Below are 10,576 nucleotides of genomic sequence, written 5' to 3'. Positions count from 1 at the left end.
GGGCCCGGCGCGCAGGCATGGCGGTACGGAGTGAACATCACCGCCGCTGACGAGAAGCTGTCACGGGATGATGAGTCGTGGTTCGACGGCGCCGTGTACGTGTACAGGTGGACGGATGAGACCGGCGCGGCGCAGACCCGCACCGACGCGTACGCGCTCACCCCGAGCCCGTCGAAGGTGATCCGTGTCGAGCTGAACACCCCATACCCAGGCGCCGGGCGCGCACAGAACATCGTGCAGCGATCGCCGGGAAAGGGCCGCACGGTCGCCGTCACGGGTATCCCGTCGTGGACGGAGCAGACCGACCAGGCGCTGCAGGTGCTGCTGGACGGCACCCCGATCCAGACCGGCATCACATCCTCGGTCCGGTTCAACCTGGATGACGACACCGTGACCGTGACCAGCCGGACCACCGATACCCCCGCTGACGCGATCGACCTCCTGCCAGGAACGATCAACGCTCTGCCCGGCACCATCAACAACCTGTAGGAGACAGACATGGCAACTGGAGACGACGCTCTCGCCGCGGGGATGGACATCCTCGACGGCAACGAGCCCGCGAACACCATCGACACCGAGATCAACAAGTCCCGCGACTACATCGCGCAGCGCACCGCGGCTGTGACCCCGATCGAGAAGGGCGGCACCGGGCAGACCACCGCCCCGGCCGCTCTGGCCGCGCTCGGCGGCGCGGCCCGCAATGGGCTCGGCTTCACCTACGCGGTCGCGCAGCTGTCCGACCACCAGCTCGGCCTCTACTACAACGACGCCGCACAACGGTTCGTGATCCGCAAGACCCTCGACGGGTCCACCGTCGACATCCCGCTTGCCACGGACGGCGCGTACGTCTCCAAGTCCGGCGACACGATGACCGGTGACCTGCGCCTGCCGAACGCGACCCCAGCGACCAGCGGGTACACCGTCGCCTACCTCAACTCGGATGGGCGCGTGTCCAAGGGCGCGAGCTCCGAACGGTACAAGCAGGGCATCGTCGACATCGACCCGGGCGAGCTCGGCGACATCTTCCCCGACCTTGTGTCGTTCGAGATGATCGGCGGCGATGGTGCCCGTCACGTCGGCCACATCGCCGAACGCCTCGCCGCCAACCCTGACCAGCAGCCATTCGTCGTCTACACCAACCTCGACGGGCAGACCGTCCCCGACTCGATCGACTTCATCGCCCTGCTGCTCGCCCAGACCGCACAACTGCATCAGGCGGTCGACCTGCTCGCGCAGCGGGTCCAGCAGCTTGAGGAGCGTGCAGCGTGAGCCTTGTCGTGATCCGTCCGGGCGTGCAGTTCCGCCCGGACGCCGCAGCATCCTTCCGGCGTTACGAGGCCCGCATCGGCCGGCAGGCGGACGTGAACCGCACCGTGGTGTCATATGCCGAGCAGGACGAGCTGTACAAGCTCCGGCAGGCCGGGAAGTACCCCTACCCGGTCGCCAACCCGCGCGTGTCCGATCACGTCTACCGGTCCGACACAGACGGCGGCAACGCGTGGGACACCGACGAGCGCGGCGCCCTGCTCGACGAATACGGGTGGGTCGCCGAGTTCCCCGACGTGGAGCCCTGGCACCGCGTCTACCACCCCGCACGAGACCAGCACCGAGGCGAGCCCGCCCCGGCAGGAACCACCACCCAGGAGGACGACATGTACGACGACCACAAGCACGCCCAAGTGCTCACCGCAGCCCGCCCGATCAAGCTTTACAAGATGGGTACCGGGCTCGTCGCCGTCGGCGCCGGTGGCGGGTTCTGGATCGTCCCATCCGATGCCTACGCGCAGCTGCTCATCGCATGGGAGATCGCCGGCCCCGACATCGTGGCACGCCCCATCGATCAGAACGAGCTCGACACCATGCGCCGCATCCTCGCCACCGTCAACCCCCACGGAGACGGCACCGCAGGAGAACGCACCGACGCCGTACTCACCCTCACCCCCGAAGACGTGCAACGCATCGTCGACGCGATCCCCGGTCCCGATGCCGTCGCCGACGAACTCGCCAACCGCCTGCAGTCCTGAACGGAGACCCCCGCATGAACAAGACCCTCGCATTCGTCCTGATCGCAGCACTCGCCGTCGTCGGCCTCGCCGGCGTCGTCGTGCTGCTCATCCTCCGCCCCGAGGCCGTCGACACGCTCACCAACCTGCTGCTGCAGCTGCTGATCATGCTCGGTGGTTTCGGCGGCCTCGCCGCGATCCAGTCCCGCCAGGGCGAAGAGATCAAGACCATCAAGCACAACACCAATGGCACGCTCTCCGCCAAGGATGCCGAGATCGCCAACCTACGCGCGGCCCTCGCCGAGCACGCCCCTCAGGCCCTCGTGACGGTCGACACGGCCAGCACGCCGACCGTCACCCGCGCGCAGCTCAGAGAGGACGGGAAGCCCGGCTACTGAGTCACGAGGACTGCGCCGCGCGGCCGGCTTCCGCGCGGCGCACTTCCTCCGCTACGCGCGCCTGAAACCGCCGATCCTCGATCAGCGCATTCTTCACGGCGCTCTTGATCACGAAGTAGAGCAGGATCAGCCCGACGATCGTGCTCACGGCGATCGCGATGATGATGGGTGCGAAGTCGATGCTCATGCGCCGAGCATATCGGCCTCGTCAGAAGCCGGCGGCGGCGGATGCCGCGCGCCGGATCGCGTCGTCCTCGACGCCCACGTAGATCTGCGTGGTCGAGATGTAGGCGTGCCCCAGGAGCTCCTGCACGGCCCGCAGATCCTTCCCGCCGAGGTTGTACGCCCGCGTGCCGTATCGGTGACGCAGCTGGTGCGCGGTGACCCCGGGCGGCAGCGCCTCGCTGATGAGCTCGCTGACACGGCTGGGGGAGAGGTGCCCGTCGATCTGACCCGGGAAGATGTAGCCGGCGGCGTGCTCGAGGAGATCATGCGCGAGCGCGTCCGGCAGCGGCACCTGGCGCTGCTTGTCGCCCTTGCCGTGCACGATCAGCGACCAGCCGACGAGGTCGCGGACGACGTCGTCCGTGTGCACCTGGCAGATCTCGCGGCAGCGCAGGCCGGCGTTCACAGCGAGGCGGATCATCAGCCGCACGCGATGTTCGGACGTGCTCAGCCCGACGCGCACCGAGTGTTCGGGCGCCGGGCGTGCGACGCCTCGAGGCGCTTTGATCGCGGGCAGATGCCGGGCAGGGTTGTCCCAGCCGCGCACGAGCTCGCCCCACGCGTAGAACCCGCGGAGCGCCTGCCGTGCTGTGCGCCTCGCGGACGCTCCCAGTGCGTCGAGTGAGGCCATGTAGCCGGCGAGCTGTTCCAACGTCGTCGTGGACGGCTCAGCGCCCGTCGCGCGGGCGAATCTGCGCAGCTGGTAGGAGTGCTGATAGATGGTCCCGTCAGACTTCCTCGCAGAGCGCATCCAGTCGAGGTACGCGCTGAGAGGATCGATCCAGCCGGGGGAAACTGGTATCTCGGTCTTCACACCCGACGGTAACGCGCGCAGCGTCGGCCGCGTCACGAGCGGATGCCGGCCCAGGAGGCCTCAGCGGCCGCATCCATCGCGTGCGGGCCAGAGTGCCAGCCCCACGGCGTCGTGCCGATGGGCCGCGTGTAGATCGTCCGCTCATCCCTCGCCGGCACGTCGACGCCGTCGAGCTCGCGCCGACGGGCGAACGCATCCCGCCAGTCGAACCAGATCAGATCATCGCCCTGGACGCGGAACTCGTACCCGCCCAGGGCGAGCGACTCAGGCATCCGGACTCCCAACCGGGCGGTCTGTACTCTTGTGCACCTCGAGCGACTTGGACCCTGTACCCATTGGTTCAGGTCGCAAGTATTCGCGTGGCGTGAGCGGGAAGTCGCGCCGCTTTGCGCAGGCGTTGCAGCGGTAGCGGGCGCCGTGGCTCCCGTCCGGGTGCACGACGTGATCCGGGAAGGGCGTCATCGCCCAACCGCGAGGCAGCTCGACCAGTCCGGCCTCGCTACGTCGACCGGACATCAGCCCGCAGAACTCGCACACCATCCGCACGGCGTCGCCGTCCTGCACGACGTTCACGGCCTCGGTGGCGTAGAGCGCCTTCATCGCCCGACCTCCTCGAGCCCGAGCCGGTCGACGATCGCCCAGAACTCTGAATCAATGGGTTCAGGGTTCAAGTCCCTGGGGGCGCACCAGCAAGTGAGAAGAAGGCCCGGTCAGGATTCAGATCCTGACCGGGCCTTCTTCTTTCGGCTGACTCCGCGACGCCTCCTGCGACAGGCGTCGTGCGACGCCTGCTCCGCCTCGCGGCGTGCTCAGAAGTCCATCGCATCCGGAGGCAGATGACCGAAGTCGACGAGCAGCGGGGGCTCGGGGGGCTCCCGAGGCAAGATGACGGCGATGCTCACCCTCCGGTAGGGCGAGACCAGCACGCTCAGCTGAGTTCCGTCTGCTGTGCTGAAGTCGACGAACCTCGTCTCGACGGCGGCGACTTCGATGCGTCGCTTCAGGTCGCCGATGTCCTCTCCCGGAGCGATCGGGATGCCGTCGTTGCCGTCGATCGAAATGAGTGCGCGCGGTTGCTGAGTCATGGCCGCGACGATAGCGACGTGATCGGTCTCCGCTGAGGGGCTTGCATCCGAGCCCTCGATCGCTCAACTCCGACGGGGCCGACGACATTCGACGAGTCGTGTGCGCGTCGAACCGGCTGTTCTGGGCGTACGGTTGCTGGCATGGGGAACCTCGAGTACAACAGTTCTCGCCCGCCGATCCAGGTGGACGACGTCACGCTCGCGCACCTGAAGGTGGTGATCGGCACCAAGCTGCGCAGGCAGGAGAGCTTCATGATGACGTGGCTCCCGGACCAGACCGTGCAGTCCGGGCGGCTCACGACGTGGATGCACCCCGCGATTCCGCTCGTCTTCTCCTTCGACTCCACGGCCATGCCCGTGATCGACCCGAAGAGGATCGAGCACATGATGGAGCTCCTGAACGCGCGCGGCGACCTGGTTCTCGACCAGATGCCATAGGTCCTCGAGGACAGGCATGACCTAGAGTCTGTCCAGCGCTGCTCGGGCGTCGGCGAGCCCCCGCTCGGCATTCGTCATGCGCTCTGCGGCGCGGGCCGCGCCGTCGGCCGCCCCGTCGACGGTTTCCGTCGCGATCTCGGCGTCGTGGCGCAGCCGGGTAAGTTCCGACTCCAGCTCCGCCACGCGCGCCCTGAGCCGGTCGGCTTTCGCGGTTGCGTCGCGCAGGTTCCGATCCGCCTTCGCGTGCTCGGCTCGCGCTCGAGCCAGCTCTTGCTCCGCATCGCGCACGACGCGCTCCGCATCGCGACGCTCTCGGCGCGCCTCCACCTCATCCGTCGCCTGCGGTGCCACGGCGACCTGCTCAGGGGGACTGCCTGCGACGACCGCGGCGAGGTCGACCGGCTCGGATGGCTCCAGGTCTCGCACGAGTCGACCGGATGCGACCGCGGCCGCGGCATCCGGGTCGAAGAACGCGGCGGACAGAGTCTGCCGCACGGCCTCCAGAGTCGAAGCCGTCACCCGCTCGCCACGATCCTCAGCGAGCCCCGCGGCCTCTCTCGCCAGCTGGTCCGTCAGAGCGCGCCGCTGCCGTCCGAGTTCGGCGAGCGTACCTGCGTCGAGGTCGGCCTGGGCCTCGCGGAGCTCTTCGGCGAGCTGCAGCGCCTGTCCCAGCCTGTCACGCCGCTCGCGGGCGAAGAGGTTCACGACCCAGGCCGCGACCGAGGGCTTCCGCAGGGCACGGATCCGCCTCGACAGGTCCGGATCGCCGACCGCCTCGGCGCGCGCTGCGCGCTCGCTCACGAAGGCCTTCAGCGGCGTGGTGCAGAGGTCAGCGGCGACGCTCTCCAAGGTCTCGGTCATCGCGTGCCTCCTATCGCGGAACGCCGGGCTGCATGAGCTCCACGGCGTCCTCGATCGTGTCGACCAGGTGCACGTGCGGCTCCATGGCGCGTCCCTTCGCCAGCGCCTTCAGCAGCGGCCAGGCGGGGTAGCGGCGTGTCCAGTAGTCGCGGCCGATGAGCACCATCGGGGCGGTCGACGACTCGTCGGCGTAGTAGTTCTCGCAGGCGTCCTGGAAGATCTCCTGCACCGTTCCGCCCGCACCCGGCAGGAACACGATCCCGTCCTGGCAGATCTCCAGCAGGATCGCCTCGCGCTGCGCGTTCCGGAAGTACTTCGCGATCGCGCTCGCGAAGGGGTTGGGCGGCTCGTGACCGTAGTGCCACGTCGGGATGCCGAGCGAGTCTCCGCCATCGGGGAACAGCGCACGCACCGCGAAGGCCGCCTTCGCCCACGCGTCGATGCTCGGAACGAAGCCGGGCGCTCCGCTGAGGATGGACAGCGCCTCGGAGAGGGCATCCGAGTCGTGACCCGCGAGATAGCCGCCCAGGTTGACGGCCTCCATCGCGCCCGGACCACCGCCCGAGGCCACGGTGCGGTTCTGCGCCAGCATCCGCCCGAGACGTGCGCCGTCGGCGTAGCCGGCGTCCCCGCGCGCCACGTCGTGTCCGCCCATCACGCCCACCAGACGGCGCCCCTGGATCCACTGCTCCAATGCCAGCCCGATGCTGTGGTCGTGCAGGGACTGGGCCAGCGCGCTGTCGCGGGAGCCGGTGCGCTGCGACCATGCGTACACGCGCGCGTCCAGGCTCTGCGCGTAGTCGGGGGAGTCGTACAGCTCCTGCGCCGTGTACAGCGCGGTCCGGTAGGTGTCCACCGGCGAATCCGGGACGGTGGGGAACACCACGGCGCCGCGTGCCCGCACCGACTCCTCATCGTCCGAACGCAGCATGCACCCGAGGAACAGGGCACCTGCGACGTCGACCGAGCGCAGGTCGCGGCCGCGATCGGTCAGGTCCAGCGAGCGCAGCCGCCACCCGGACATCGAGCGCGCCCCGGATGCGATGCGATGATCGAAGTCCTCCAGCGAGTCGACGTTGATGACCCCGCCGCGCGATCTCCTCATGTCCACGAGATTAGGCGACGGGGCTCTTCCGTCCGCCGCGACGCGGTGACATCATGGCGAGCAGGAGGCTGACATGATCGAACTCGATGACATCGACACCGACGAAGACGGCGCGCTGACCGCCACCGTGGAACTGCCCGGTGGGCGCCGCGTCACCGTGGAGTACGAGTTCGACGAGGACTTCGACCGGGACGACGAGGACGAGGACTCCGAGGACGAAGACGATGACGATGTCGTCGATGTGGAGCCCGAGGACCTCCCCGACATGGACACCATGCAGCAGACCGTGCAGCACGCCCTGGCCCGGCTCACCCAGGAGATCCTGGACGAGCGGGAGCGGGAGGTCGCCGAGGAGCTCACGGAGGCCGCTTACGAGGACGAGGATGAGGGCGCAGACCTCGCGCAGGCGCTGCAGTCCCTCAAGGACGACATCGCGCTCGATGGCGTCGTCGTGTTCGGAGACGGCGGCATCACCCTGCTGTACGTCGCGCCGGAGGAGTACCCCGACCTGATCATCTACTGCCTGCTGGACGAGGACCTCGAGATCGACGACCTGATGGTCGAGTGATCAGGCGACGCGGATCATCTCGCCGCCGGTGAGCGACTCGAGCTGGGCGAACGTCAGCGGCATGACGGTGTGCGGAGTGCCGCCGGCGGTCCACACCTGCGCGAAACCGCGCAGGTCCTCGTCGAGGTAGGTCCGCAGCCGAGTCGGATGCCCGACCGGTGCGACGCCACCGATCACCTGACCCGTCGCTTCGCGCACGACATCCGCCGGAGCCATGGCGACGGCATCCGCTCCGATGCTCCGCGCGAGAACGCCGAAATCGACCCGGTGCGCGCCACTGGTCATCACGAGGACCGGCTCGCCGTCGGCGACCAGCACCAGGCTGTTGCCGATCGCCCCGACCTCGCAGCCGATCGCGGCCGCCGCCAGCGCGGCGGTCCGCGCGGAGTCGGGCAGCACGACGATCGCGCTGTCGACCCCGGCGGCCGCGAGGTGCTCGTGCACCAGCCGGCTGCGTGCGGGCAGATCGTCGGGTGCGTTCACGGACGGCTCCTTCGGTCGGATGCCGCTCAGGCGGCGTCACCCATGAGGATAGCCTCGGCGTCCTCGCCCGCGCCCTCGCCTGCGTCGTCGATGTGGGAGAGCGCGCGACGCCCGAGCAGGATGGTGAGCGCGGCGATCAGCACGGACGCGGCGGCGAACAGGTACGGCACCGTGTCGCCGTAGGCGTGCGCCAGCGCTGCGGCGACCGGCGGTGCCATCGCTCCGCCGAGGAACCGCACCGCTGAGTATGCCGACGATGCGACCGAACGCGGCAGGTCGGTCGCCTCCATGACGGCCTCGGTCAGGACGGTGTTCATGATGCCGAGCATCAGGCCGCCGACGATGATGCAGATCACGAGCGCCGTCGAGTTCGCCACCAGCAGTCCGGCCACGATCAGGTCGATCGCGAGCAGGGGAAGCGTGATGAGGATGACGGTCGTGCGAGAGATGCGACGCATCAGGGCGGGGGCCACCCACACGCTCGTGATGGCGAGGGCCACGCCCCAGCCGAAGAACGTGAAGCCGATGCCCATGGCGCCGAAGCCGAGGGGGAACGGCGAGAAGGCCAGCAGCACGAAGAAGCCGATGTTGTAGAACAGTGCCGCCACGGCGAGGATCGCCAGGGCCGGGCGCCCGAGTGCGCGGAAGGGCGCGGACAGCGGCATGGGCTCGCGCTTCTCGCCGCCGTCGCGCACCAGCGCCAGGACGGCGATGAATCCGATCGCCATCAGCACGACGACGCCGAAGAACGGGCCGCGCCAGCTGACCTCGCCCAGCAGGCCGCCCAGCAGCGGGCCGATGGCGATGCCGAGGCCGAGGGCGGCCTCGTAGAGCACGATCGCCGCACCGCTGCCGCCCGAGGCCGCACCGACGATGGTCGCGAGCGCCGTGGAGATGAACAGGGCGTTGCCCAGACCCCAGCCGGCGCGGAAGCCGATCACCCAGTCGACGCCGCCGCTCATGGCGCACAGCAGTGCGAACACGACGATGAGGGCGAGACCGGTCAGCAGGGTCGCCTTGGCGCCGATGCGACTGGAGACCCAGCTGGTGATGAGCATCGCGAGACCCGTCACCAGCAGGTAGCTGGTGAACAGCAGCTCGGTCTCGACGGGGGAGGCCTTCAACGAGTCGGCGATGGCGGGGAGGATCGGGTCGACCAGGCCGATGCCCATGAAGGCGACCACGCAGGCGAAGGCGACCGCCCATACCTGCGCGGGCTGGCGCCAGACCGATCCCTGTGGTGTTCCGCTCATTAGGCTTCTCCTGTCGTGGTGGTTTCCTGTGCGTGTGCGGCGAGGATCTCTGCTGCGCGCTGCAGCACGATCCACTCCTCGTCGGCGAGCCCCGCGAAGCGGGGCGCGAGCGTGTCGCGCAGCTCCGCCCGCCACTCGGCGAGGTGGATGAGCCCGGCATCCGTCGCGTGCACCAGCGTCGCCCGCGTGTCGGCGGGGTCGGTGGTGCGGGTGCCGAGCCCGGCCTGTTCGAGCGTCCCGATCAGCCGTGTCATTCCGGGCTGCGTGGTGCGGGCGGCGATCGCGAGCTCGCCGATGCGCATCCCGCCCTTCTGCTCGAGGATGCTGAGCGCGCGCCACTGCGCCGAGGGCGCCTCGTTCCCGGCGTCCTGCGCCGCGAACCGTGCGAGGGCGTGGGCGGAGAGGACGATCGACGGGATCACGTCCGCTTTTTCCATACCAATGAGTATATATCACATGGTATGTATCTGGGGCGTTTGACGACGGATGCCATAGGGCATACGCTTCCAATACCTGAATCGGGTTTCATGTTCCCGACCTTCCACCGTTGAAAGGCATCCAGATGCGGGTTACGAAGAAGTTGCTCCTCGGCTCGGTGCTCGCCACCGCGGCCCTCCTGTTCACAGCGTGCGCGCCGCAGCCGGGCGCGGCGCCCGGCGCCGGCGACAAGGGTCCCGCGGAAGTGCGCGTGGGTGTCATCACCAGCGAGACCGGTCCGCTGGCCGGCTACGGCAAGCAGTATCTCGACGCCTTCGCCGCGGGCCTGGACTACATCACCGACGGCAAGGGCGCCGTGGGTGGAACCAAGATCGTCATCGAGAACCGCGACGACGCGGGCGATCCTGACACGGCGGTGACCGCGGCCAAGGAGCTGATCGGCGATGGCGTGAACATCCTGATGGGGAGTGCGTCCTCCGGCGTCGCGCTCGCGATGGCCGAGCAGGCCGCGCAGAACAAGGTGCTCTTCATCTCGGGCCCTGCTGCCGCGGATGCCATCACCGGCGTCAATGAGTACACCTTCCGCTCCGGACGTCAGTCCGCGCAGGACGTCGCGACCGCAGGAACGTTCCTCGAGGACATCAAGGGCAAGAAGATCTCCGTGTTCGCGCAGAACAACGCGTTCGGGCAGGGCAACGTCGCGGCGGTCCAGGCCATCCTCGGTGCCAAGGGCGCCACGGTGGAGCCGGTGCTGGTGGCGGAGGACGTGACCGAGTTCACCCCATTCGCGCAGCAGGTGCTCGCATCCGAGCCCGACCTCGTGTTCGTCGCGTGGGCCGGCGCCACCTCCGGCGCCATGTGGCAGGCGATGAGCCAGCAGGGCGTCCTGGACGCCATCCCGGTCG

Annotated in this window: 17 protein-coding genes; 7 read left to right on the top strand and 10 right to left on the bottom strand. The window is 68.8% G+C overall.

Annotated features, from left to right (window positions below):
- The 4 genes from BGN97_RS02325 to BGN97_RS02310 form a co-directional block, all read left to right on the top strand.
- On the top strand, positions 1-489 hold a 489-nt coding region (locus BGN97_RS02325), incomplete at its 5' end, for a hypothetical protein (RefSeq protein ID WP_292697679.1).
- Between the two features lie 9 nt (positions 490-498).
- Positions 499-1,269: a hypothetical protein gene (locus BGN97_RS02320; protein ID WP_292697677.1), complete on the top strand. Its 771-nt coding sequence runs from the start codon at positions 499-501 to the stop codon at positions 1,267-1,269.
- The gene (locus tag BGN97_RS02315; RefSeq protein WP_292697675.1) at positions 1,266-2,024 is read left to right on the top strand and encodes a hypothetical protein; all 759 of its coding nucleotides are present in this window, start codon (positions 1,266-1,268) and stop codon (positions 2,022-2,024) included. The genes BGN97_RS02320 and BGN97_RS02315 overlap by 4 nt, the downstream gene beginning before the upstream one ends.
- Before the next feature lie 14 nt (positions 2,025-2,038).
- Positions 2,039-2,401 carry a hypothetical protein gene (locus BGN97_RS02310; protein WP_292697673.1) on the top strand — a complete coding sequence of 121 codons (363 nt, stop codon included), beginning with the start codon at positions 2,039-2,041 and terminating at the stop codon, positions 2,399-2,401.
- 1 nt (position 2,402) lies between these two features.
- Here the strand turns inward: BGN97_RS02310 and BGN97_RS02305 are convergent, their stop codons facing one another.
- From BGN97_RS02305 to BGN97_RS02285, 5 genes are all read right to left on the bottom strand, one after another.
- Entirely contained in the window at positions 2,403-2,588 is a 186-nt protein-coding gene (locus BGN97_RS02305) for a DUF6019 family protein (RefSeq protein WP_292697671.1), read from the bottom strand.
- A gap of 21 nt (positions 2,589-2,609) precedes the next feature.
- Complete coding sequence (locus BGN97_RS02300) at positions 2,610-3,476, bottom strand: tyrosine-type recombinase/integrase (protein ID WP_292697669.1); 867 nt, start codon at positions 3,474-3,476, stop codon at positions 2,610-2,612.
- Positions 3,473-3,712 (bottom strand): hypothetical protein, encoded by a 240-nt coding sequence (locus BGN97_RS02295; RefSeq protein WP_292697667.1) that lies wholly within the window; start codon positions 3,710-3,712, stop codon positions 3,473-3,475. The genes BGN97_RS02300 and BGN97_RS02295 overlap by 4 nt, the downstream gene beginning before the upstream one ends.
- Complete coding sequence (locus tag BGN97_RS02290; protein ID WP_292697665.1) at positions 3,705-4,040, bottom strand: hypothetical protein; 336 nt, start codon at positions 4,038-4,040, stop codon at positions 3,705-3,707. The genes BGN97_RS02295 and BGN97_RS02290 overlap by 8 nt, the downstream gene beginning before the upstream one ends.
- Before the next feature lie 209 nt (positions 4,041-4,249).
- Positions 4,250-4,525: a hypothetical protein gene (locus BGN97_RS02285; RefSeq protein WP_292697663.1), complete on the bottom strand. Its 276-nt coding sequence runs from the start codon at positions 4,523-4,525 to the stop codon at positions 4,250-4,252.
- Between the two features lie 141 nt (positions 4,526-4,666).
- Between BGN97_RS02285 and BGN97_RS02280 the strand changes: the two genes are divergently transcribed.
- On the top strand, positions 4,667-4,963 hold the full coding sequence (locus tag BGN97_RS02280) for a hypothetical protein (RefSeq protein WP_292697661.1): 297 nt from the start codon (positions 4,667-4,669) through the stop codon (positions 4,961-4,963).
- Between the two features lie 21 nt (positions 4,964-4,984).
- On the opposite strand, the gene BGN97_RS02275 is transcribed toward BGN97_RS02280, so the two are convergent.
- Positions 4,985-5,824 (bottom strand): transposase, encoded by an 840-nt coding sequence (locus BGN97_RS02275; RefSeq protein ID WP_292697659.1) that lies wholly within the window; start codon positions 5,822-5,824, stop codon positions 4,985-4,987.
- Between the two features lie 10 nt (positions 5,825-5,834).
- Positions 5,835-6,929 (bottom strand): LOG family protein, encoded by a 1,095-nt coding sequence (locus BGN97_RS02270; RefSeq protein WP_292697657.1) that lies wholly within the window; start codon positions 6,927-6,929, stop codon positions 5,835-5,837.
- A gap of 73 nt (positions 6,930-7,002) precedes the next feature.
- Here BGN97_RS02270 and BGN97_RS02265 point away from each other — a divergent pair, with 73 nt between their 5' ends.
- Positions 7,003-7,497 carry a hypothetical protein gene (locus BGN97_RS02265; RefSeq protein ID WP_292697655.1) on the top strand — a complete coding sequence of 165 codons (495 nt, stop codon included), beginning with the start codon at positions 7,003-7,005 and terminating at the stop codon, positions 7,495-7,497.
- Here the strand turns inward: BGN97_RS02265 and BGN97_RS02260 are convergent, their stop codons facing one another.
- Genes BGN97_RS02260 through BGN97_RS02250 form a run of 3 tightly spaced genes read right to left on the bottom strand, consistent with a single transcriptional unit; the run spans position 7,498 to position 9,670 of the window.
- Positions 7,498-7,980 (bottom strand): YbaK/EbsC family protein, encoded by a 483-nt coding sequence (locus BGN97_RS02260; protein WP_292697653.1) that lies wholly within the window; start codon positions 7,978-7,980, stop codon positions 7,498-7,500.
- Between the two features lie 26 nt (positions 7,981-8,006).
- Positions 8,007-9,233, bottom strand: coding sequence for an MFS transporter (locus BGN97_RS02255; RefSeq protein WP_292697652.1), 1,227 nt, complete (start codon positions 9,231-9,233; stop codon positions 8,007-8,009).
- Positions 9,233-9,670 carry a MarR family transcriptional regulator gene (locus tag BGN97_RS02250; protein WP_292697650.1) on the bottom strand — a complete coding sequence of 146 codons (438 nt, stop codon included), beginning with the start codon at positions 9,668-9,670 and terminating at the stop codon, positions 9,233-9,235. The genes BGN97_RS02255 and BGN97_RS02250 overlap by 1 nt, the downstream gene beginning before the upstream one ends.
- Before the next feature lie 125 nt (positions 9,671-9,795).
- Between BGN97_RS02250 and BGN97_RS02245 the strand changes: the two genes are divergently transcribed.
- On the top strand, positions 9,796-10,576 hold a 781-nt coding region (locus BGN97_RS02245), incomplete at its 3' end, for an ABC transporter substrate-binding protein (protein WP_292697648.1).

Origin of the sequence: Microbacterium sp. 69-10, assembly GCF_001897945.1 — a bacterium.
Taxonomy (GTDB): Bacteria; Actinomycetota; Actinomycetes; order Actinomycetales; family Microbacteriaceae; genus Microbacterium.
The sequence above is the reverse complement of the archived record's forward strand: the minus strand, read 5'-3'. Positions and strand labels throughout refer to the sequence as shown.